The 21,474-nt window shown below is 61.2% G+C and carries 20 protein-coding genes and 2 tRNA genes; 6 read left to right on the forward strand and 16 right to left on the reverse strand.

Annotated features, from left to right (window positions below):
* Positions 1-34 precede the first annotated feature (34 nt).
* The 3 genes from BN1136_RS13055 to BN1136_RS13065 all read left to right on the forward strand — a co-directional run bounded on the left by BN1136_RS13055 (position 35) and on the right by BN1136_RS13065 (position 3,297).
* Entirely contained in the window at positions 35-1,435 is a 1,401-nt protein-coding gene (locus BN1136_RS13055; RefSeq protein ID WP_043762208.1) for a TldD/PmbA family protein, read from the forward strand.
* Positions 1,435-2,775 carry a TldD/PmbA family protein gene (locus BN1136_RS13060; protein WP_043762209.1) on the forward strand — a complete coding sequence of 447 codons (1,341 nt, stop codon included), beginning with the start codon at positions 1,435-1,437 and terminating at the stop codon, positions 2,773-2,775. The genes BN1136_RS13055 and BN1136_RS13060 overlap by 1 nt, the downstream gene beginning before the upstream one ends.
* A gap of 144 nt (positions 2,776-2,919) precedes the next feature.
* The gene (locus tag BN1136_RS13065; protein ID WP_043762210.1) at positions 2,920-3,297 is read left to right on the forward strand and encodes a VOC family protein; all 378 of its coding nucleotides are present in this window, start codon (positions 2,920-2,922) and stop codon (positions 3,295-3,297) included.
* 64 nt (positions 3,298-3,361) lie between these two features.
* Here the strand turns inward: BN1136_RS13065 and BN1136_RS13070 are convergent, their stop codons facing one another.
* Complete coding sequence (locus tag BN1136_RS13070; RefSeq protein WP_043762211.1) at positions 3,362-4,288, reverse strand: L,D-transpeptidase family protein; 927 nt, start codon at positions 4,286-4,288, stop codon at positions 3,362-3,364.
* Positions 4,289-4,735: 447 nt separating this feature from the next.
* On the opposite strand from BN1136_RS13070, the gene trhP reads away from it, so the two are divergent.
* Positions 4,736-6,100, forward strand: a complete 1,365-nt coding sequence (gene trhP / locus BN1136_RS13075) for a prephenate-dependent tRNA uridine(34) hydroxylase TrhP (protein ID WP_043762212.1) — start codon at positions 4,736-4,738, stop codon at positions 6,098-6,100.
* Position 6,101: 1 nt separating this feature from the next.
* Complete coding sequence (locus tag BN1136_RS13080) at positions 6,102-6,350, forward strand: YfhL family 4Fe-4S dicluster ferredoxin (RefSeq protein WP_043762214.1); 249 nt, start codon at positions 6,102-6,104, stop codon at positions 6,348-6,350.
* A 65-nt stretch (positions 6,351-6,415) separates the two neighbouring features.
* Here BN1136_RS13080 and BN1136_RS13085 read toward each other — a convergent pair whose 3' ends face one another.
* Positions 6,416-6,808 carry a DUF1090 domain-containing protein gene (locus BN1136_RS13085; protein ID WP_043762216.1) on the reverse strand — a complete coding sequence of 131 codons (393 nt, stop codon included), beginning with the start codon at positions 6,806-6,808 and terminating at the stop codon, positions 6,416-6,418.
* 163 nt (positions 6,809-6,971) lie between these two features.
* On the opposite strand from BN1136_RS13085, the gene BN1136_RS13090 reads away from it, so the two are divergent.
* Positions 6,972-7,325 (forward strand): DsrE/DsrF/TusD sulfur relay family protein, encoded by a 354-nt coding sequence (locus BN1136_RS13090; protein ID WP_043762217.1) that lies wholly within the window; start codon positions 6,972-6,974, stop codon positions 7,323-7,325.
* A 3-nt stretch (positions 7,326-7,328) separates the two neighbouring features.
* Here BN1136_RS13090 and BN1136_RS13095 read toward each other — a convergent pair whose 3' ends face one another.
* The 14 genes from BN1136_RS13095 to folP form a co-directional block, all read right to left on the reverse strand.
* Positions 7,329-8,546, reverse strand: a complete 1,218-nt coding sequence (locus BN1136_RS13095) for an MDR family MFS transporter (protein ID WP_043762218.1) — start codon at positions 8,544-8,546, stop codon at positions 7,329-7,331.
* A 141-nt stretch (positions 8,547-8,687) separates the two neighbouring features.
* Positions 8,688-10,835 carry a polyribonucleotide nucleotidyltransferase gene (gene pnp / locus BN1136_RS13100; protein WP_043762220.1) on the reverse strand — a complete coding sequence of 716 codons (2,148 nt, stop codon included), beginning with the start codon at positions 10,833-10,835 and terminating at the stop codon, positions 8,688-8,690.
* 180 nt (positions 10,836-11,015) lie between these two features.
* On the reverse strand, positions 11,016-11,285 hold the full coding sequence (rpsO, locus tag BN1136_RS13105; RefSeq protein WP_043762221.1) for a 30S ribosomal protein S15: 270 nt from the start codon (positions 11,283-11,285) through the stop codon (positions 11,016-11,018).
* A gap of 134 nt (positions 11,286-11,419) precedes the next feature.
* Positions 11,420-12,370: a tRNA pseudouridine(55) synthase TruB gene (truB, locus tag BN1136_RS13110; RefSeq protein ID WP_043762224.1), complete on the reverse strand. Its 951-nt coding sequence runs from the start codon at positions 12,368-12,370 to the stop codon at positions 11,420-11,422.
* 1 nt (position 12,371) lies between these two features.
* Positions 12,372-12,806 carry a 30S ribosome-binding factor RbfA gene (gene rbfA / locus BN1136_RS13115; protein ID WP_043762225.1) on the reverse strand — a complete coding sequence of 145 codons (435 nt, stop codon included), beginning with the start codon at positions 12,804-12,806 and terminating at the stop codon, positions 12,372-12,374.
* Between the two features lie 55 nt (positions 12,807-12,861).
* Positions 12,862-15,564 (reverse strand): translation initiation factor IF-2, encoded by a 2,703-nt coding sequence (gene infB / locus BN1136_RS13120; protein ID WP_043762227.1) that lies wholly within the window; start codon positions 15,562-15,564, stop codon positions 12,862-12,864.
* A 20-nt stretch (positions 15,565-15,584) separates the two neighbouring features.
* Positions 15,585-17,087, reverse strand: a complete 1,503-nt coding sequence (nusA, locus tag BN1136_RS13125; protein ID WP_043762228.1) for a transcription termination factor NusA — start codon at positions 17,085-17,087, stop codon at positions 15,585-15,587.
* A 14-nt stretch (positions 17,088-17,101) separates the two neighbouring features.
* Positions 17,102-17,560 carry a ribosome maturation factor RimP gene (rimP, locus tag BN1136_RS13130; RefSeq protein WP_025326064.1) on the reverse strand — a complete coding sequence of 153 codons (459 nt, stop codon included), beginning with the start codon at positions 17,558-17,560 and terminating at the stop codon, positions 17,102-17,104.
* Positions 17,561-17,726: 166 nt separating this feature from the next.
* A tRNA-Met gene (locus tag BN1136_RS13135) sits at positions 17,727-17,803 on the reverse strand.
* Between the two features lie 92 nt (positions 17,804-17,895).
* Positions 17,896-17,980 (reverse strand) — tRNA-Leu (locus BN1136_RS13140).
* A gap of 7 nt (positions 17,981-17,987) precedes the next feature.
* Positions 17,988-18,314: a preprotein translocase subunit SecG gene (gene secG / locus BN1136_RS13145; protein WP_010633113.1), complete on the reverse strand. Its 327-nt coding sequence runs from the start codon at positions 18,312-18,314 to the stop codon at positions 17,988-17,990.
* Positions 18,315-19,079, reverse strand: a complete 765-nt coding sequence (gene tpiA, locus BN1136_RS13150) for a triose-phosphate isomerase (RefSeq protein WP_043762232.1) — start codon at positions 19,077-19,079, stop codon at positions 18,315-18,317.
* 131 nt (positions 19,080-19,210) lie between these two features.
* On the reverse strand, positions 19,211-20,545 hold the full coding sequence (glmM, locus tag BN1136_RS13155; RefSeq protein ID WP_043762234.1) for a phosphoglucosamine mutase: 1,335 nt from the start codon (positions 20,543-20,545) through the stop codon (positions 19,211-19,213).
* Positions 20,546-20,563: 18 nt separating this feature from the next.
* Positions 20,564-21,409 carry a dihydropteroate synthase gene (folP, locus tag BN1136_RS13160; protein ID WP_043762239.1) on the reverse strand — a complete coding sequence of 282 codons (846 nt, stop codon included), beginning with the start codon at positions 21,407-21,409 and terminating at the stop codon, positions 20,564-20,566.
* Between the last annotated feature and the right edge of the window lie 65 nt (positions 21,410-21,474).

Consider the following 21,474-nt stretch of genomic DNA (forward strand, 5'->3'; position numbering starts at 1 on the left):
GGAAGCAAACGGACAGACCAGAAAAGGAAATTCTATGACTTCACTCTCCCTGTTGGCCCCCGCCATCGCCCGCGACGTGCTCGATCACGCGCTGGCGCTGGGTGCCGACTTCGCCGAGCTGTTTGTGGAGCGCAAGCGCCGCAGCCAGCTCAGCCTGCTCTCCAGCCAGATGGAAAACATCAGCGGTGGCCTCGATTTCGGCATCGGCGTGCGCCTGTGCTACGGCCACAAGGTGCTCTACGGCTACACCAACCTGGCCGATCGCAACGAGCTCTTGCGCATCGTTACCCTGCTGGCGGCCAAGGACAGGCGTGACCCCGTGGTGACCGCCACCGCCTTCGATTTCACCCGGTTGACCGATCGCAACCCGATCGCCCTGCCCCTGTCAGCCGACAAGCTGCTGGAGCAGAAAATCGCCTACCTGCACGCCATGGACGCCGCGGCCCGCGCCGAGAGCGACAAGGTGAGCCAGTTCTCCGGCAACGTGCTGGGCTGGGAGCAGGAAGTGGAGATCTTCAACAGCGAAGGGGTGCAGGTGAGTGATCGCCGCCACTACAACCGCATCATGGCCCAGACCATCGCCGTGGACGGAGGCGAGCAGAGCGTGGGCTATGAAGCCCCCGGCGCCATGATGGGCTGGGAACACGCCGAGCGCATCGATCCCCGCGAGCTGGCCCTCATCGCCACCCGCCAGGCACTGGTGAAGCTGGGGGCGGCCCCCTGCCCGAGCGGCAAGCTGCCGGTCATCATGGAGAGCGGCTTTGGCGGCGTCATCTTCCACGAGGCGTGCGGCCACCTGCTGGAGACCACCTCGGTAGCCAAGAAGGCCTCCGTGTTCCACGACAAGATGGGCCAGCTCATCGCCAACCCCGCGGTCAGCGCGGTGGACGAAGGCCTGCAGGGCAACGCCTGGGGCTCCATCAACGTCGATGACGAGGGGATGGCGACCCAGCACACCCAGCTCATCAAGGACGGCGTGCTGACCGGCTTCCTGGTGGACAGAATGGGGGCCCTTCGCACCGGCTACGCCCGCACCGGCTCCGGGCGGCGCGAATCCTACAAGTTCGCCCCGGCCTCGCGCATGCGCAACACCTACATCGAGCCGGGCCACCACAGCCTGGACGACATGCTGGCAACCGTGGAGCACGGCATCTATGCCAAGCGGATGGGGGGCGGCTCGGTGCAGCCCGGCACCGGCGAGTTCAACTTCAACGTGCAGGAGGCCTACCTTATCGAGGGGGGCAAGATCACCCGGCCCCTCAAGTCGGCCACCCTGATCGGCACCGGTCCGCAGGTGCTCAAGGAGATCTCCATGGTGGGGCGCGATCTGGCCCTCTCCGCCGGCATGTGCGGCTCGGTCTCCGGCTCCATTCCCGCCTCGGTCGGCCAGCCACCGCTCAAGGTTGACAGCATTCTGGTGGGAGGAAACGCCTGATGAGCCAGCTCGACATGAACCAACTGCTCACCCGTCTGCTGGACAAGGTCGCCGATCTGGGTGCCGAGGCGGACGTCATCGCCAATCAGGACAAGGCCTTCTCCCTCAAGGCCGACAAGGGGGAGCTCAGCGAATACAAGGTCACCAGCAGCCAGCAGATCGGCATTCGCCTGATAAAGGAAGGCCGGGTCGGCATCGCCTACTCGGAGTCTCTGGATGCATCGGCGCTGGACGCCATGGTGCAGGATGCGCTCGATGCCAGCCGCTTCGCCAAGGTGGACCCGGATCAGACCATCGCCGTGCAGCAGAGCCGGCTCACCACCGACTGCGCCGAGATCAACCAGCCCGACACCACGCCAGTGGAGGAGAAGATTGCCCTTGCCCTTCGCCTCGAATCGGACATGCTGGCCCTGCCGGACGTGACCGGCGCACCCTACAACGGCTTCTTCGAAGGGGAGAGCCGCCTCTGGCTCGCCAACAGCCAGGGCACCTTCTGCGAGCATCAGGAATTCAGCGTCGGTTGCCACAGCTCGGCCCTCATCGAGCGGGACGGCCGCCAGTCCATGCACTATCAGGGGCAATATGGCCGTCGCTTCGATGAGCTGGCAAGCCAGCCCCTCATCCGCCAGATCCATGCCGTGACCGACGGCCTGCTGATGGGTGAGGCGGTGCCGAGCGGTCGCTACAGCGTCATCTTCAGCACCAACTGTCTGGCCAGCCTGTTCGGCTGCTTCCAGTCGGTGCTGTCGGGCAAGTGGGCCCAGCAGGGGATCAACCCCTGGCGCGACAAGCTCGGCCAGCGCGTGGCGTCCCGCTGGCTCACCCTGGAGAGCCGGGTCCATATGCCGGGGGGGATGAAGATCAAGGCCTTCGACGGTGAAGGAGCCCCGACGTCGGATCTGCTGCTCATCGGTGAGGGGGAGCTCAAGACCCTGCTGCACAACAGCGCCACCGCCCGCCACTTTGGTGTGGCCGGCAATGGTGCGGCGGCCCGCAGTGCCCGCAGTGCCCTTGACGTGAGCCCGCGCCACCTGGTGTTCGGACTCGGCCCCCACAGCGAGTGTGAGGTACAGGGTGGCGAGTACCTGGAGCTGGTCAAGCTCGACGGCCTGCACTCCGGCGCCGACGCGGTGAGCGGCGACTTCTCGTTCGGCGCCTCCGGCTTCCTGTGCCGGGATGGCGAGCGCGTGGCACCGGTGCGCGGCATCACGGTGGCGGGCAACTTCTACCGCCTGCTCGGCGAGCTGGAAGCGGTCGGCGACCTGCTGCATCACGACGATGGCAAGGACTTCTATGCCCCGCTCATCCGCTTCGGTGGCCTCAGCATCGCGGGCAAGTAAGGCGATTCCGGGCTCGCCCCTGCACTCTCAAAACGGCGCCATCAGGCGCCGTTTTTTATCCTCCATGGCGCCTCCCGATGGCCACTTCTAACCTCAAAGAGCCACCGGCCGCATGTTGGCCGGAAACCTCTGGAGAACACGAAGATGGACAACACCCTGGTCTGGGCCGACATTCCGACACGGGATCTGGATCGTGCCATGGACTTCTACTCAGCCCTGCTCGATGTGCAGGTCACCCCCATCCAGGAGGAAGAGATGCGCTTCGCCATGTTGCGCCACGATGGCAACAACGCGGCGGCCTGCCTCGGCCCCATGGACAAGTACCACCAGCCCGGCGGTGCCGGCCCCCTCATCTACCTCGCCCTGGGCGATCGGCTGCAAGAGGCGGAGCAGCTGGTCCCCCACCTCGGCGGGCGCGTGCTGGAGCCTCTGCACAGCATCGGCAGCGGCCATGGCTCACGGGTCATCATCGAAGATACCGAAGGGAACTGGCTGGCCCTCTATGCCCCGCCAGCCTCCTAGGAAACACGCAGAAACGACAACGGCGACCAGAGGGTCGCCGTTGTTCATTAACCCTTCCGGGCCATCACGTCTGCGGATTGAGGCGGGTCGGCATGCCGGTACGCTGTTCCAGCACCTGCTTGACCACGTTGGAGTCAGAGTCGGCGTGAGCGATGAAGCGGGTCGTGGCCTGGGTCATGGGCAGGGGCACGGCGGCGGTGGAGTTGAACTCCTCCTCGGTGCGCGACAGCGGCTCGTGCACCTCCATGTAGCGGCTGCCATCCGGCTCTACCGTGGTCTTGATCGGCTGGTTGACGAACTGGACGCGGGTACCGACAGGCACGTTGTCAAACAGGTACTTGATGTCGTCGGCGCGCAGACGCACGCAGCCGCTGCTCACCCGCAGACCAATGCCGAAGGTGGCGTTGGTGCCGTGGATGGCGTAGAGGTTGCCGATATAGAGGGCATGCAGACCCATGGGGTTGTCCGGGCCGGCCGGCCAGACCGCAGGCAGGGTCTTGCCCTGGGCGGCATAACGGCGACGGATGTTCTCGGTCGGGGTCCAGGTCGGGTTGGCACGCTTGCGCTCCACCTTGGTGATCCAGTTCTCCGGGGTGTTCACCCCCAGCTGGCCGATGCCGATGGGCAGCACCTGCACCACGTTCTTGCCCTTGGGGTAGTAGTAGAGACGCATCTCCGCCACGTTGATGACGATCCCTTCGCGGGGCGCATTCGGCAGGATCAGCTGATGGGGGATGATCAGCTTGCTGCCCGGGGTGGGCAGATAGGGGTCAACGCCCGGGTTGGCCTCCATGATGTTGGTCAGGCCCAGCTGGAAGTCAGAGGCGATCTGTTCCAGCGGACGGTTGTCCGCAGGCACCACGTACTCCTGGTTCTCGCCGATCAGGCGGCTGTTGGCGGCGGGCAGCACGTATTCAACGGCGGCAGCCTGCTGGCTGACCAGGGTCAGAGTGCAAATAAGGGCCGAAGCGGCAATGCGAAGGGGATTCATAAAATTCCTGTATGGTTTCCTGTACCTGTGGGCCTTTGGCCTGCTCATCCTCGGTCGCTCCTGTGACGTGTCACCCGAGCCCAATCACCGAGCGCGCATTCTTTCCCGAGTAGGGCAAAATTTCAACTTGGAGATGGACTTTTTCGCGGAAAAGATCCATTCCATCGCCAACTCTCGGGCATCCCGGGTAGATGGCACCCTAGCATCCACAGTCTGAGCGTAAAATGAACATGTCGGCGGCCTGATAGCCCCACCCCAAATTGCATGATGCTGCGGTCGCGAGTACAATCTCGCACCCCGTATCTCCAGAGTATCGAGCCATCTCCTGCTCTGGGTGCACCCCATCGGGTGGCCCTGCGGCGAGTACGGTCGCACCCAGTCCGATGAACCCTTACGACGCCATCAGGTGGCGCCGTCCTGATTTGCAATCAGATAGAAGAGTCCAACATGTTCAGACCAGAATTGCTCTCCCCCGCCGGGACCCTCAAGAACATGCGTTACGCCTATGCCTATGGCGCCGACGCCGTCTATGCGGGCCAACCCCGTTACAGTCTGCGGGTACGCAACAACGAATTCGATCACGAGAACCTGCAACTCGGCATCAACGAGGCCCATGCGCTGGGCAAGCAGTTCTACGTGGTGGCCAACATCCAGCCCCACAACTCCAAGCTCAAGACCTTCATCCGTGACATGCGTCCCGTGGTGGAGATGAAGCCGGATGCCCTCATCATGTCCGACCCCGGTCTCATCATGATGATGCGCGAAGCCTTCCCCGACATGCCCATCCACCTCTCGGTGCAGGCCAACGCGGTCAACTGGGCCACGGTGAAGTTCTGGCATCAGATGGGCCTGACCCGCGCCATCCTCTCCCGCGAGCTCTCCCTGGACGAGATCGAGGAGATCCGCATGCAGGTGCCGGAGATGGAGCTGGAAGTGTTCGTCCATGGGGCGCTGTGCATGGCTTATTCTGGCCGCTGCCTGCTCTCCGGCTACATCAACAAGCGTGACCCCAACCAGGGCACCTGCACCAACTCCTGCCGCTGGGAGTACAAGGTGCACGAGGGTAAAGAGGACGAGGTGGGCCAGATCGTCCACCGTCAGGAGCCCATCGCCGTGCAGAAGGTCGACCCGACCCTGGGCGCCGGCAAGCCGACCGATGCCCTGGTGCTGCTGGAAGAGTCCAACCGCCCTGGCGAGTTCATGACCGCGTTCGAGGACGAGCACGGCACCTACATCATGAACTCCAAGGATCTGCGCGCCGTCGAGCACGTGGAGCGCCTGACCAAGATGGGCGTGCATTCCCTGAAGATCGAAGGGCGTACCAAGTCCTTCTACTACTGCGCGCGCACCGCCCAGGTCTATCGCAAGGCCATCGACGATGCGGTGGCCGGTCGTCCGTTCGATCCGACCCTGATGGGCACCCTCGAGAACCTGGCCCATCGCGGCTACACCGAGGGCTTCCTGCGCCGTCACAACCACAGCGAATACCAGAACTACGACTACGGCTACTCGGTCTCCGACACCCAGCAGTTCGTCGGCGAGATCACCGGTCGCAACGGTGACATGGTCGAGGTCGAGGTGAAGAACAAGTTCCTGCTGGGCAACAGCCTGGAGCTGATGACCCCGCAAGGCAACCTCAGCTTCAATCTGGAGCAGATGCAGAACCGCAAGGGCGAGCTCATCGACACCGCGCCGGGCAACGGCCACGTGGTCTATGTGCCGGTGCCCAAGGAGATCGACGTGAACTACGGCATCCTGCTGCGCAACCTCGGCGAGCGTCAGGATACCCGTCAGCCTCACTCGGCCGCCTGAGATGTCCCTGCTCATCACCGACAAGTGCATCAACTGTGACATGTGCGATCCGGAGTGTCCGAACCAGGCCATCAGTCTGGGGGACAAGATCTACGAGATAGATCCGGATCGCTGCACCGAATGCGTCGGTCACTACGAGAAACCGACCTGCATCAGCGTCTGCCCCATCGACTGCATCATCTGGGATCCCGCCCACGTGGAGACGGAAGATCAGCTGATGGAAAAGTTCGTGCGGATGCACAGGCAGTAACTAGACAGGCAGTAAATAAAAAAGCCGGGATTGCCCCGGCTTTTTTATGCGCGTCGATACGCGCTTCAGGATTTGACCAGCTTCTGCAACGCCTCGAGTTCGCGCTGGGCCTCCAGTAGTGCGGTCTGGGAGGCTTCGAGTTTCGCCTGCTTCCTGGCTATCTTGTCCGGCTTGCCCGCCACCCGCGCACTCTGCAGATCCGCGAGGCGCGCCTCCACCTCCTCCTGCAGTTTGGCGACCCGCTGTTGCTGCTCCTCGAGGAGCCCCGCGTCGGTACAGTGCGCTTCAATGTTGCGCAGGGCCTGCTCCAGGCCGGCCACCCGCTCTGCGTTGTCATGCGCCCTGGCAAACGCGAGCTGCTCCGTCACCGCCTGGTGCTTCGCCTTGCAGCCGACGCTCTCACTGCCATAGGCCTGTCCGGCCAACAGCAGCAAGCCGATCCCGGCAATCTTCCACATAACGACCTCTTTGTTCTGTCATACTGGATGGCCGCCCATGAGACCTGACTCCCCCTTGCAGGTCAAGGCGCGGGGGCCGGGGTTACGACAGGGTCTTGCATTGCATCAAAGCCTGCGCCACGTCGGTGACGCTACAATGCCCTTTTCAGCCAGGAGCCCTTCCATGACCCCACAGATCCTCATTGTCGCCAACGGCGCCCCCTATGGCAGCGAGTCCCTGTTCAACGCTCTGCGCCTCGGGATAGCCCTCCACGAACAGGGGAAGATAGAGCTCAACCTCTTCCTGATGTCGGATGCCGTCTGCACCGCCCTCCCGGGGCAGGCCCCCGCCGAAGGCTACAACCTGCGCCAGATGCTGGAGATCCTGCTGGCCCAGGGCACCCGGATCCGGCTGTGCAAGAGCTGCACCGATGCCCGCGGCATCACCCCCCTGCCCCTCATCGAGGGCATCGAGATAGGTACCCTGCCCCTGCTGGCCCAGTGGACCCTGGCCGCTGACAAGGTGCTGACCTTCTAACCATCAGGATCCGGCTCTGGAACTGGCCAGCGTGGGGCGCGGGATCCGGGTGCTCAGGCCATAGAGCATCAGGATCATCAGGCAGAGCAGCGCCATCAGAGCGTAGAGGATGGCGCCACCCCCATGGGCCAGGATCCAGCCTCCCAACAGGGCCCCCATGGCGATCCCGAGCCCGGAAATGGAAGCCGCGCCGAAGTAGCTGCCCTTCAGGTGGCTCGGCGCCATCTGATCGACCAGCACGTTGAGCAGGGGAAAGAGGATGCACTCCCCGACGCTCAAGAGGACCACCGCCACTATCCAGTGCCACCAGATGGTGGTATCCCCGAGCGCAAACTGCAGCTGGGCGCTGAAAAAGAAGGCCACCCCGAGTTGCAGCCTTCGCCGGGTCGGCCAGGCTGCAGTCAGATGCAACAGGGGGAACTGCAGGATCACTATGGTCAACGCATTGGTCGTGACCAGCCAACCGATGAGTCGTTCCACTTCCGGCGTCCCCGAGCGGGTCAGATACTGGATGAGCGGCGACTCGAACTGGGCATAGACCAGCATCAGCAAGAGGTTTGCCATCGTCAGCAGCAGGAAGCCCCTGTCCTGCGAGAGCACCCGCAACACGGCGCGCATGCCGGGCCCGGCTGCCTGGCTTGCCTGGCAGCGGGCCAGTCGGAAGCCGATGGCGAAGACGATCGCGAGCAGCAGGTAGCTGGCACTGAGCAGCAGGAAGGTTTCCTGCCGTGCGCTCAGGCCATAGGTGACCCCGAGCAGAGGGCCGATGGCCGCCCCCAGGTTCAGCAGGAAGTAACGCAGATGCAGCGCCAGCTCGCGGGCCTTGGGCTCGGCCAGGTTGTCGGCCATCAGCGCCTTGCCCGGCGAGTCGATGAGCCCGTAGGAGAGACCGCTGCCTATTACCCCGATGGCCAGCCAGGTCACCTGATGGGAGAGGCCGAGCAGCGCCACGCTTGCGGCGGAGATGACGCAGCCAAACAGCAGGATATTGCGCCTTCCCCACTTGTCCGACAGCCAGCCCCCGTAGAAGCTCACCAGGGTGGAGAGGGCCGCCGTGGCCCCCAGGATGGCGCCGATCAAGGTTGCCGACAGGCCGTAGTCACGGTAGAGCAGAATGGAGAGAAAGGGCCAGACCATGAAGAAGGTGGTGCGCACCATGAAGGTGCCCAGGATGACGATCCAGACCAGGGGAGTAAACAGCCTGAGAGAGGCCCACGACATGTTGCACGTCCTTATGACAACCGGAGGAGAGTCGTCCCTTATAACAATTGGCGCCAAAAGGAACAAGCCATCCCATTCCAGGGGCATGGCGCAGACATAAAAAAGCCGACCCTGAGGTCGGCTTTTTCAACGAGCGGCGGCTTATTCAGCAGCAGGCGCTTCGGCAGCAACCGGAGCGGCATCGGCAGCCGGAGCAGCGGCTTCGGTCGGGGCGTTCGCTTCCTTGATGGAGAGACGTACGCGGCCCTGACGGTCCACTTCCAGTACCTTCACCTTCACCACGTCACCGATCTTCAGGTAGTCGGCCACGTTCTGCACGCGTGCATCGGTGATCTGGGAGATGTGTACCAGACCGTCTTTGCCCGGCAGGATGTTGACGAAGGCGCCGAAGTCGGCCAGACGAACGACCTTGCCTTCGTAGATGCGGTTCACTTCGATCTCGGCGGTAATGGCCTCGATGCGGCGGATCGCTTCCTTGGCAGCGTCACCGTCAACGGCGGCGATGCGGACGGTGCCGTCATCATCCAGCTCGATGTTGGTGCCGGTCTCTTCGGTCAGGGCGCGGATCACGGAACCACCCTTGCCGATGACGTCCTTGATCTTCTCCGGGTTGATCTTGATGGTGTGGATGCGCGGGGCGAAATCGGAGATCTCGGCACGCGGCGCCTGGATGGCTTCGTCCATCACTTTCAGGATGTGCAGGCGAGCACCACGAGCTTGCTTCAGGGCAATCTCCATGATCTCTTTGGTGATGCCTTCGATCTTGATGTCCATCTGCAGGGCGGTCACACCTTCGGTGGTACCGGCAACCTTGAAGTCCATGTCGCCCAGGTGATCTTCGTCACCCAGGATGTCGGACAGCACGACGAAACCTTCTTCTTCCTTCACCAGACCCATGGCGATACCGGCAACGGAGGCCTTGATCGGCACACCGGCGTCCATCAGCGCCAGGGAGGAACCACAGACGGAGGCCATGGAGGAGGAGCCGTTGGATTCGGTGATTTCAGACACCACGCGCACCACGTACGGGAACTCGTCGGCGCTCGGCATCACGGCGGCAACGCCGCGCTTGGCCAGACGACCGTGACCGATTTCGCGGCGCTTCGGGCTGCCCATCATGCCGGTCTCGCCGACGCAGTATGGCGGGAAGTTGTAGTGCAGCATGAAGCGATCGGCGCGGTTGCCGGTCAGCTCGTCGATGTTCTGGGCGTCACGCTCGGTGCCCAGGGTCGCAACGACCATGGCCTGGGTTTCACCACGGGTGAACAGGGCAGAGCCGTGGGCACGCGGCAGTACGCCGGTGGCGACGGACAGGGCGCGGATCATCTCAGGATCGCGACCATCGATACGCGGCTCGCCACGAACGACGCGACCACGGACGATGCGGCTTTCCAGGCTGTGGAACTCTTCGCCGATCTTCTTGGCATCTTCTTCCACGCCGGAAGCGATGACTTGCTCAACCACGCGAGCCTTGATGGCACCGATGGTTTCGTAACGCACGGCCTTCTCGGTGATGCGGTAGGCTTCACCCAGATCGCTGGTGGCCAGCTCGGCAACCTTGGCTTTCAGCGCTTCGTTGACAGCAGGCGCAGTCCAGTTCCACGGCTTGGTGCCGACGTCGGCAGCAAATTCGTTGATGGCGTTGATAACGGCCTGCATCTGCTCGTGACCGTAGACCACGGCACCCAGCATCACCTCTTCGGAGAGGATGGCCGCTTCGGATTCCACCATCAGCACGGCGTTGGCGGTACCGGCAACCACCAGGTCCAGATCGCTCTGGGGCAGTTCGGTGGTGGTCGGGTTCAGCACGTACTGGCCGTTCATGTAACCCACGCGGGCTGCACCGATCGGGCCGCCGAACGGGATGCCGGAGATGGCCAGTGCCGCGGAGGCACCGATCATGGCAACGATGTCGGGAGAGACGGCCGGGTTCACGGACATGACGGTGGCAACCACCTGAACCTCATTGAGGAAGCCTTCCGGGAACAGCGGACGAATGGGACGGTCGATCAGACGGGAGATCAGGGTCTCGCCTTCGCTCGGACGGCCTTCGCGACGGAAGAAACCACCCGGGATGCGACCAGCAGCATAGGTACGCTCCTGGTAGTTGACGGTCAGCGGGAAGAAATCACGGCCGTGATCGGCCTCTTTCTTGCCAACGACGGTCACGAAGACACAGGTATCGTCCATGCTGACCATGACGGCCGCAGTGGCTTGACGGGCCATCACACCGGTTTCCAGTGTGACGGTGTGTTGACCGTACTGGAATGACTTTACAATAGGATTCACGTGAATTTCCTTTTTACAATTTGGCGCTTTAAATTCGCGTGCAAGTATACTTGATTCGCATCAAAAGGTAAGCGGAGACGTTAATTCTGTGAGGCAGGCAACGGCCCGCATCCCGTTTGAAAGGAGCAATAAAAAAGGGGAACCCGGAGGTTCCCCTTTTTCGCGAAATCTGATGGTCGATTAACGACGCAGACCCAGCTTGGCGATCAGAGCAGCATAACGCTCGGTATCTTTACGCTTCAGGTAGTCCAGCAGCTTACGACGCTGGGAAACCATGCGCAGCAGACCACGACGACCGTGGTGATCCTTGGCGTGCTCCTTGAAGTGACCTTGCAGATGGTTGATCTGGGCAGTCAGCAGGGCAACCTGCACTTCGGGGGAACCGGTGTCGTTGGCGCCACGAGCGTTGTCGGCAACGATTTGCGCTTTGATCTCAGCATTTAGAGACATGATGTTACTCCAGTAGAGTGTTTAAAGGTTCACAGCCAATCTCTAATTCAGCCGTGAAATGAGGGCGGTATCATAATCGCAGCCGCCCCTTTTCGCAACGAGAAAAAGGGCGGCAGTCCATGACCGCCGGAGGATCACTCCTCGTCGTGGTAGCGCACCAGACGCTTGGGCGCCACGCGCCCCTCATCGTCGATCTCGCCCACCCCGATGAACTCGCGCTCCGGGCCGACCGTCATGCGGACCTGGCCGCTCTGCGGGCTACCGGCCACCTGCACGGCCTGCCCCTGGTTCACGTAGGCGGCCACGGCCACCTGCATGTTCACCTCGGGCAGGGACGCCACGGCGGTATCCATCGGCAGCAACAGGGGATCCAGCTGCTCCCTCGGCGGGATGCTCTCGGCCTTGGCCTGCTCGAAGATGCACTCGAGCTGCTCCAGGGTCAGCATCCGATCGTACGGATAGCTGGCCACCTGGGTACGGCGCAGCTGGGTGACGTGGGCGCCACAGCCCAGCACTTCACCGAGGTCGTCCACCAGGGAGCGGATATAGGTGCCCTTGCTGCAGTGCACTTCCAGCTTCACCTCGTTCCCTTCAAACCCGAGCAGCTTGAGCTCGAAGATGGTGATAGGACGGGCTTCCCGCTCGATCTCGATCCCTTCGCGGGCGTACTCGTAGAGCGGGCGGCCGTTGTGCTTGAGGGCGGAGTACATGGACGGCACCTGCATGATGGGGCCGCGGAACTGGTCCAGCGCCTCGATCAGGGTGCCCACGGCCACGTCCACCGGGCGGGTGGAAACCACTTCGCCATCGGAGTCGCTGGTGTTGGTGCGCTCGCCGAGCTTGGCGGTCACCTCATAGCGCTTGTCCGCCTCCAGCAGGTACTGGGAGAACTTGGTGGCTTCGCCCAGGCATATCGGCAGCATGCCGGTCGCCAGGGGATCCAGGGCACCGGTGTGGCCGGCCTTGGCGGCGTTGTAGATCCGCTTGACCTTCTGCAACACATCGTTGGAAGTCAGGCCGGTGGGTTTGTCCAGCAGCAGGATGCCGTGTACGTCACGGCCCTTGAAACGACGTCTTCGGGACATCTCAGGCTTTGTCCTCAGTAGTGTCATCCGGCGCGGCTTGCTCCTCGTCACGACCGGCTTCGGTCATGCGGCGCTGGTCCTCACGGATGGTATTGGTCACCAGGTTGGAGAGACGCATCCCCTCCACCAGGGTCTGATCGTAGAAGAAGCGCAGCTCCGGTACCACGCGCAGACGCATGGCACTGCCCAGCAGGCTGCGGATGTAACCGGCCGCTTCGGTCAACGCCTTGAGCCCTTCCTTGATGCGCTCGGCATCGTTTTCCAGCTGCAAGAAGGTGACATACACCTTGGCATAATTGAGGTCACGGGACACTTCCACATCGGAAACGGTCACCATGCCGATACGCGGGTCTTTCACCTCGCGCTGCAGAATGAGCGCGATTTCGCGCTGGATCTGCTGTCCGACCCGACGGGTCCGGCTAAATTCTCTGGCCATATTCTATCCTGCGATAAAAGGGGGCCGCGGCCCCCTATTTAATCTGACTCTTGGCTTACAGAGTCCGTTGGATTTCAACGGTCTCGTAAACTTCGATCTGGTCGCCTTCACGCACGTCGTTGTAGTTCTTGACCGCGATACCACACTCGTAGCCGTTCTTGACTTCGTTGACGTCATCCTTGAAGCGACGCAGGGATTCCAGCTCGCCTTCATAGATAACCACGTTGTCGCGCAGAACGCGAATGCGGTTGGAACGCTTGACCACACCTTCGGTGACCATACAGCCGGCCACGGCGCCAAACTTCGGCGACTTGAAGACGCTGCGCACTTCCGCCAGACCGATGATCTCCTGACGGTACTCGGGGGCCAGCATGCCGCTCATGGCCTGCTTTACTTCGTCCAGCAAGTCATAGATGACGGAGTAGTAACGCAGGTCCAGGCTCTCGGCCTCGATGACCTTGCGGGCAGAAGCGTCGGCACGGACGTTGAAGCCCACCAGGATGGCGCTGGAAGCGGCAGCCAGGGTCGCGTCGGTCTCGGTAATACCACCGACACCGGAGCCGACGATCTTCACCTTCACCTCTTCGGTGGAGAGCTTGACCAGGGCATCGCAGATCGCTTCCACGGAACCCTGTACGTCGGCCTTGATCACCACGTTCACTTCGGACACTTCGCCCTCGGTCATGTTGGCGAACATGTTCTCCAGCTTGGCCTTCTGCTGGCGAGCCAGCTTGACTTCGCGGAACTTGCCCTGACGATAGAGTGCCACTTCGCGGGCCTTCTTCTCGTCACGCACGACGGTGGCTTCGTCACCGGCAGAGGGGACACCGGACAGGCCGAGGATCTCGACCGGCAGGGACGGACCCGCTTCCTTGATCTCGCGACCCAGTTCGTCACGCATGGCGCGCACACGGCCGTACTCCAGACCGCACAGCACGATGTCGCCCTGACGCAGGGTACCTTCTTGTACCAGCACGGTAGCAACCGGGCCACGGCCCTTGTCCAGGAAGGACTCGATCACGACGCCGCTCGCCATGCCGTCAACCACGGCCTTCAGCTCCAGCACTTCAGCCTGGATCAGGATGGCTTCCAGCAGGTCGTCGATGCCTTCACCGGACTTGGCGGAGACGTGCACGAACTGGCAATCGCCACCCCAGTCTTCGGACATGACGTTGTAACGGGCCAGCTCGGTCTTGACGCGATCGGGATCCGCTTCCGGCTTGTCGATCTTGTTGACCGCCACGACCAGGGGCACTTCGGCAGCCTTGGCGTGCTGGATGGCTTCGATGGTCTGCGGCATGACGCCGTCATCGGCCGCCACGACCAGCACCACGATGTCGGTCGCCTTGGCACCACGAGCACGCATGGAGGTAAATGCCGCGTGACCCGGGGTATCCAGGAAGGTGATCATGCCACTGTCGGTTTCGACGTGGTAAGCACCGATATGCTGGGTAATGCCACCGGCTTCGCCCGCGGCAACCTTGGCTTTACGGATGTAGTCCAGCAGAGACGTCTTGCCGTGGTCGACGTGACCCATGATGGTCACGACCGGCGCACGCGGCTTGGCTTCGGAGGTCTCGTCACGATCGGACAGCACCGCCTCTTCCAGCTCGTTCTCGCGACGCAGCACCACCTTGTGGCCCATCTCCTCGGCGACCAGCTGAGCAGTTTCCTGATCGATCACCTGGTTGATGGTGGCCATGGCGCCCATCTTCATCATCACCTTGATGACTTCGACACCCTTGACGGCCATCTTGTTAGCGAGCTCCGCCACTGTGATGGTCTCGCCGATGACGACGTCACGGTTGACCACGGCCGCCGGCTTGTTGAAGCCGTGCTTCATGGCGTTCGGCATGGCCATCTTGCCACGCTTGCCCTTGCGAGCGCGCGGATCGCGGGAGTTGCGATCATTGCGGTCATCTTCACGACGGCCGACCTTCTTCGGAGCCTTGGCAGCGGCAGCCGTACGGCGGCTGCTCTCTTCCTTGCGATCCAGCTCATCTTCCGCCGCTTGCGCGTGCTTGTTGGTGGTCAGATGGTAATCGCTGCTCTCTTTGGCACGAGCCGCCTCTTCCTCGGCCCAACGGGCCGCGTTCTGTTCCGCCATGAGACGAGCCTCTTCGGCTTTCTTCGCGGCGAGTTCTTCAGCTTTTTGCAAAGCTGTCTGTTCCTGCTGGCGCTTCAGTTCTTCTGCTTCGCGCTTGGCCATCTTTTCTGCCTCTTGCTGAGCTGTGCTACTGGCTGCTTTGGCGGGCTGTTGAGCCTGTCGAGCCTTTTGTTGTGCCTCGATCCGCGCCTTTTCCTCAGCTTCACGACGAGCCTGCTCAGCCTCACGGCGAGCCTTCTCTTCAGCATCGAGACGGGCCTTCTCTTCGGCCTCGCGACGAGCTGTTTCTTCTGCTTCCAAACGCGCTTTTTCCTCGGCTTCCGCCTGACGCTGTTCATCTTCCAGCGCCGAGCGTCTTACATAGGTGCGAGACTTGCGCACTTCTACCTGCACTTCCTTGTTCTTGCCGCCAGTACCTTGAACACTCAGGGTGCTCTTGGTCTTGCGCTGCAAGGTCATGCGGGCAGGGGCGGCAACCTCGTCACCTCCATGCTGTTTCTTCAGATGGGCCAGCAGAGTCTGCTTTTCAGACTCGCTGACCATGTCGTCGGCCTTGCTCTTGCTGATACCGGCATCGACAAACTGCTGGAGAAGACGATCAACCGGTGTGTCGATGTCAGTGGCAAGTTGTTTGACTGATACTTCTGCCATTCATTTTCCTCCGTTTGATCTTAACTAGACTGCTCTTCTCCGAACCAACAGATATTGCGAGCAGCCATAATCAGCTCACCTGCCTTCTCGGCGGTCAGCCCTTCGATGTCGGCAAGGTCATCAATGCCTTGCTCTGCCAAATCTTCCAGGGTGCCGATGCCGCGAGCGGCCAGGGCGTACGCCATGTCACGGCCGAGGCCGTTCAGATTGAGCAGGTCTTCGGAAGGTTCAACACCTTCAAAGGATTCTTCTTTGGCCAGGGCCTTGGTGGTCAGGGCATCCTTGGCACGCTTGCGCAGCTCTTCGACCATGTCTTCATCCAGACCGTCGATGGCCAGCAGTTCGTTGACCGGCACGAAGGCGATCTCTTCCAGGGTGGAGAAGCCTTCTTCCATCAGCAGGCCGGCGAAATCGTCGTCGATGTCCAGGGTGCTGGTGAACAGGGTCATGATGCGGTCGTTTTCGGCCTGGTGCTTGGCACGCATGTCCTCGACGGTCATCACGTTCAGCTCCCAACCGGTCAGCTGGGAGGCCAGACGCACGTTCTGACCATTGCGACCGATGGCCTGGGCCAGGTTGGCGGCCTCCACGGCGATGTCCATGGTGTGGTTGTCTTCATCGACGATGATGGAGGCCACATCGGCCGGGGCCATGGCGTTGATCACGTACTGGGCCGGGTTGTCATCGTACAGCACGATGTCGGCGCGCTCGCCGCTCAGCTCGGCGGAAACCGCCTGAACGCGGGCACCGCGCATGCCGATACAGGCACCGATCGGGTCGATGCGGCGATCGTTGGTCTTCACCGCGATCTTGGCGCGGGAGCCCGGATCACGGGCAGCGCCCATGATTTCGATCATCTCTTCGCCGATCTCCGGCACTTCGATGCGGAACAGCTCTTTGAGGAAGTCCGGGCTGGAGCGGCTGACGAACAGCTGGGAACCACGGGCTTCCGGGCGCACTGCGTACAGCAGACCGCGGATACGGTCACCCGGGCGGAAGGTTTCGCGCGGCAGCATGTCGTCGCGGAAGATCACGGCCTCGGCATTGCTGCCCAGATCCAGGATCACGTTGTCGCGGTTGCTCTTCTTGACCACGCCGCTGATGATGGTGCCTTCCTTGTCCTTGAACTGATCAACGACCTGGGAACGCTCGGCCTCGCGCACTTTCTGCACGATGACCTGCTTGGCAGTCTGGGTGGTGATGCGATCGAAGGTCACGGAATCGATCTGATCTTCCACATAGTCACCGATCTGGATATCCGGCTGCTCGATCTGGGCCGCTTCCAGGGTAATTTCGGCGTAGGGGTTCTCCATGGCGGCCTGATCCGCGATGACGACCCAGCGGCGGAAGGTGTCGTAGTCGCCGGTCTTGCGATCGATTTCGACACGTACTTCAATCTCGCCTTCATATTTTTTCTTGGTCGCAGTCGCCAGCGCAGTCTCCAGAGCCTGGAAGATCTTCTCGCGGGGGACAGCCTTCTCGTTGGACACAGCGTCAACGACCAGCAAAATCTCTTTATTCATATCCGATAGCCTCGTTAACCAAAGTTCGGCACTATGTTCGCTTTTTGGATATTGGTGAAAGCCAACACCTCGTCCTTACCATCTACCGTCAGGGTGATCATGTCGCCCTGCACGGCTTTGATTACGCCTTTGAACTTGCGGCGGTTGTTTGTTGCCATCCGAAGCGAAACCGCCGCCTCTTGGCCAACGTATTTTTCGAACTGGGCGACCTTGAACAGCGGACGATCCAGACCCGGGGAAGACACCTCGAGGTAGTACTCCTCGGTGATGGGGTCTTCGACGTCCATGATGGCGCCAACCTGGCGGCTCACCTCGGCACAGTCTTCCACCGTCACGCCTTGTTCCGAGTCGATGAAAACGCGCAGGGTCGAATGCTTACCCGCACGGATAAACTCGACACCCCACAGTTCAAAACCCAAGGCAACGACAGGAGCCTCGAGCAGATCGGTCAAACGTTGTTCCAACGTAGCCAAAGTCACCCTCCGAAAAACAAAAAAAGGGCATAAAGCCCAGATAGAGATGGAAACAGAGTAAATTGCACATAACAAAAAGCCCCGATGTCAAATCGGGGCTTGGCGCTTTACCCTGATTGTCGCCTCGCAGCGACCGCCTTCCTGAGCGTAGGAAATGCGTGAAATTTGGTTGCGGGGGCCGGATTTGAACCGACGACCTTCGGGTTATGAGCCCGACGAGCTACCATGCTGCTCCACCCCGCGTCCGAAATCGTGCGAGATTATAGCCACTTCATTCTCGTCACACAAGACTGACTGGCTATAACACACCCGGTCACCCGGGCTTACTGCTTAATTGGTGCCGTGGGCGGGACTCGAACCCGCACACCCTAGAGCACTACCCCCTCAAGATAGCGTGTCTACCAATTCCACCACCACGGCAAAACTCTTACTCGGGAACGTCAGTATCTTTCTTCACTGGCGCTTTGCTCTGCTCAACCTGTTGGGTCTGTTGCAGATTTTCCCATTCACTACCCTGTTTCACCTTGTTGCTGGACATAGATCCAAGCACCAAGCTAATCAAAAAGAACAGAGTAGCCAAAATCGCTGTTGTGCGGGTCAGGAAGCTGCCTGAACCACCGGAGCCGAATACGGTATTCGATGCCCCTGCGCCGAAGGAGGCGCCCATATCAGCCCCTTTACCTTGCTGAATCATCACCAGACCAATCAGAGCCAGCGATACCAGCAGATAAACGACCAAAAGAATCTCGTACATTTAACTTGCACCCTTTGCCGCTTCAACGATTCCTAAAAACGCTTTGTCATCAAGACTCGCTCCGCCTATCAGACCGCCATCGATGTCGGGCTGGGCAAACAAATCTCGTGCATTGGTCGGCGTCACGCTCCCACCATAGATGATTCTAACTTTCTCACCTATTACCGGAGTATCCTCCGCCAAGCGACCACGTATAAAGGAATGAACCTCTTGTGCCTGCTCGGGTGTGGCGCATTTACCTGTACCTACAGCCCAAATCGGCTCGTAGGCGATGATAGCATTATCGAAAGCCATCGCGCCATTTTTCTCTATGACGATATCCAGCTCTTCGGCAATCACCTCGAAGGTTCTTCTTGCCTGTCTCGCCGCTCCTGACTCCCCCAAACAGAGGATGGGTATCAGGCCTGCTGCTCTGACTGCCGCGAACTTCTCCGCGACGATAAAACTGGTCTCACCAAAGAGACGCCTGCGCTCGGAGTGGCCAACCAATACATATTGGCACCGTGCCTCGACCAGCATCTCACACGAGACTTCCCCCGTATAAGCGCCCTGTCTATGCTGACTCACATTCTGAGCCCCCAACTTCATCACCACCTGCTCACCGAGCAAAGCGGCCGTGAAGTCGAGATGCACATGGGATGGACACAAGACCACATCTACTCGTTCATCTATGTGCGCTAGGCACTGACCGGCAAACTGCTCTAACCGTGACCTACTACCGTGTAACTTCCAGTTGGCTGCTACAAACGGCTTGCGATGTCCCATCGGCAACTCCCTTGCGAAAGCGGGGCTGATAATATCCAGAGGATGTTCAGCTGACAAGTGCTATTTTCAAATTTTCGAATCGTTTGAACAAGATACAACCAAGGAGACTAAAAAGCCGCCTTGGTTGCTCATTAAAACGCCGATTCGACCCGTTGGGCGATGCGCTCTGCCATGTCACGCACCTGCTGCTCGTGTTCACCTTCCACCATAACCCGGATCAGCGGCTCGGTGCCGGATTTGCGCAGCAAGACGCGACCTCGGCCCGCGAGCTCCTCCTCCACTTTGGCCACTTCCCGCTGAACGGCTTCTGCCGCAAGGGGATCCTTGCCTTCGGCAAAGCGGACGTTCACCAGTACCTGTGGGAACTTGCTCATGCCGGAGCGCAATTTGGCCAGCGGCATCTCCGCGGTGCAAATGGCGGTCAGCACCTGCAGGGCGGCGACGATGCCATCCCCCGTGGTGGTCTGATCCAGGCAGATGATGTGACCGGAGTTCTCGCCACCGATGCGCCACCCCTTCTCGTTCATCATCTCCAGCACGTAGCGGTCACCGACCTTGGCGCGGGCGAACGGGATGCCGAGGGTCTGCAGCGCCAGCTCCAGACCCATGTTGGCCATCAGGGTGCCAACCACGCCCCCCTTGAGGCGGCCGTTGCGCAGGGCATCGCGCGCGATGATATAGAGGATCTCGTCCCCGTCGATGATGTAGCCGGTGCTGTCCACCATTACCAGGCGATCGCCGTCACCGTCGAAGGCGACACCGAGGTCGGCCTTGCACTCCAACACCTTGGCCGCCAGCGCCTCCGGGGCGGTGGAGCCGACGCCATCGTTGATGTTGAGACCATCCGGGCTGCAACCGATGGCGATCACTTCGGCCCCCAGCTCGCGGAACACGGAAGGAGCGATGTGATAGGTGGCGCCATGACCGCAATCCACCACCATCTTCAGCCCTTCCAGGCTCAGGTTGCTCGGGAAGGTGCTCTTGCAGAACTCGATGTAGCGGCCGGCCGCATCGTCGATGCGCTGCGCCTTGCCAAGCTCCGCAGACTCCACGCACTTGAGCTCGCTGTCCAGCTCGGCTTCGATGGCCAGCTCGACATCATCGGGCAGCTTGGTGCCATCTGCGGAGAAAAACTTGATGCCGTTGTCGTAATAGGGATTGTGGGAGGCGCTGATAACGATGCCTGCCTCAGCACGGAAGGTACGGGTCAGATAGGCAACGGCGGGCGTGGGCATGGGGCCCATCAGTATGGCCTTGAGACCGGCGGCGGAGAGACCCGCTTCCAGAGCTGACTCCAGCATGTAACCGGAGATCCGGGTGTCCTTGCCGATCAGCACCTTTCGGGTCCCCTTCTGGGAGAGCACCTTGCCTGCGGCCCAACCCAGCTTCATCACGAAATCCGGGGTGATCGGGTATTCCCCTACCTTGCCGCGTACACCGTCGGTGCCGAAATACTTTCTGGTCATTGTCTGTTTCTCGTTTTTCTATTTGGATATGAAATCTTGTCCCGTCATGGTCATCCAGCCGACACGCAGTGCATCCATGGTGGCGCGCACGTCGTGTACCCGGATGATCCTGGCCCCTTGCTGCAACCCGATCAGGGCGCAGGCCAGGCTGCCTGCCAGTCGCTCATCCACCGGGCGAGCGAGCAGGTTGCCTATCATAGACTTTCGCGACATGCCCACCAAGAGTGGCAAACCGTAATCAAGCAACTTGTGCTGTTCAGCCAGCAGCTGGTAATTGTGCGCCAGTGTCTTGCCAAAGCCGTAGCCCGGGTCCAGCAGCAGCTGCTCGCGCGGGATCCCTGCCGCCAGACAGGCGGCGATCCGCTCGTCAAAGAAGGCCCTCACCTCCCCCAGCAGGTCGTCGTAATGGGGTTCGGCCTGCATGGTTCTGGGTTGGCCCTGCATGTGCATCAGGCACACGGGTACCCCTGCCTCTGAGGCGACGTGCAAGGCGCCCGGCTCTAGCAGGGCACGAACGTCGTTGATCAGGTGCCCGCCAGCGGCGCAGCCCTCCTTCATCACCACGGCCTTGGAGGTATCGAGGGAGAGCATCACGTCGAGCTCACGCGCCATGCGCTCGACAACGGGGATGATCCTGTCCAGCTCCTCCTGCTCACTCACGTCGGGCGCCCCGGGGCGGGTCGACTCGCCACCGATATCGATGAGGGTGGCCCCCTCCAGGACCATACGGTGGGCGTGGGCCAATGCCTGATCGATCAGCTTGAATCGGCCGCCATCGGAGAAGGAGTCTGGCGTCACGTTGAGAATGCCCATGACATGGGGGCGTTCCAGTGAAAGGCTGCGCCCCTTGCTGCTTAGTTGCATCATTTCATCTACCTGTAACAAGAACGTCTGACCGTCCGTACAAAGAAAAACCCCGGGCAAGCCCG

Origin of the sequence: Aeromonas taiwanensis (assembly GCF_000820165.1) — a bacterium.
Classification (GTDB): Bacteria; Pseudomonadota; Gammaproteobacteria; order Enterobacterales; family Aeromonadaceae; genus Aeromonas; species Aeromonas taiwanensis.

Coding starts and splice junctions, on each gene's coding strand:
- infB (WP_043762227.1), bottom strand. CDS start 15,564: ATGGCAGAAGTATCAGTCAAACAACTTGCCACTGACATCGACACACCG.
- truB (WP_043762224.1), bottom strand. CDS start 12,370: ATGTCCCGAAGACGTCGTTTCAAGGGCCGTGACGTACACGGCATCCTG.
- BN1136_RS13055 (WP_043762208.1), top strand. CDS start 35: ATGACTTCACTCTCCCTGTTGGCCCCCGCCATCGCCCGCGACGTGCTC.
- BN1136_RS13095 (WP_043762218.1), bottom strand. CDS start 8,546: ATGTCGTGGGCCTCTCTCAGGCTGTTTACTCCCCTGGTCTGGATCGTC.
- nusA (WP_043762228.1), bottom strand. CDS start 17,087: ATGAATAAAGAGATTTTGCTGGTCGTTGACGCTGTGTCCAACGAGAAG.
- secG (WP_010633113.1), bottom strand. CDS start 18,314: ATGTACGAGATTCTTTTGGTCGTTTATCTGCTGGTATCGCTGGCTCTG.
- glmM (WP_043762234.1), bottom strand. CDS start 20,545: ATGACCAGAAAGTATTTCGGCACCGACGGTGTACGCGGCAAGGTAGGG.
- folP (WP_043762239.1), bottom strand. CDS start 21,409: ATGCAACTAAGCAGCAAGGGGCGCAGCCTTTCACTGGAACGCCCCCAT.
- rbfA (WP_043762225.1), bottom strand. CDS start 12,806: ATGGCCAGAGAATTTAGCCGGACCCGTCGGGTCGGACAGCAGATCCAG.
- BN1136_RS13080 (WP_043762214.1), top strand. CDS start 6,102: ATGTCCCTGCTCATCACCGACAAGTGCATCAACTGTGACATGTGCGAT.
- BN1136_RS13090 (WP_043762217.1), top strand. CDS start 6,972: ATGACCCCACAGATCCTCATTGTCGCCAACGGCGCCCCCTATGGCAGC.
- BN1136_RS13070 (WP_043762211.1), bottom strand. CDS start 4,288: ATGAATCCCCTTCGCATTGCCGCTTCGGCCCTTATTTGCACTCTGACC.
- trhP (WP_043762212.1), top strand. CDS start 4,736: ATGTTCAGACCAGAATTGCTCTCCCCCGCCGGGACCCTCAAGAACATG.
- BN1136_RS13060 (WP_043762209.1), top strand. CDS start 1,435: ATGAGCCAGCTCGACATGAACCAACTGCTCACCCGTCTGCTGGACAAG.
- tpiA (WP_043762232.1), bottom strand. CDS start 19,079: ATGGGACATCGCAAGCCGTTTGTAGCAGCCAACTGGAAGTTACACGGT.
- BN1136_RS13085 (WP_043762216.1), bottom strand. CDS start 6,808: ATGTGGAAGATTGCCGGGATCGGCTTGCTGCTGTTGGCCGGACAGGCC.
- BN1136_RS13065 (WP_043762210.1), top strand. CDS start 2,920: ATGGACAACACCCTGGTCTGGGCCGACATTCCGACACGGGATCTGGAT.
- rpsO (WP_043762221.1), bottom strand. CDS start 11,285: ATGTCTCTAAATGCTGAGATCAAAGCGCAAATCGTTGCCGACAACGCT.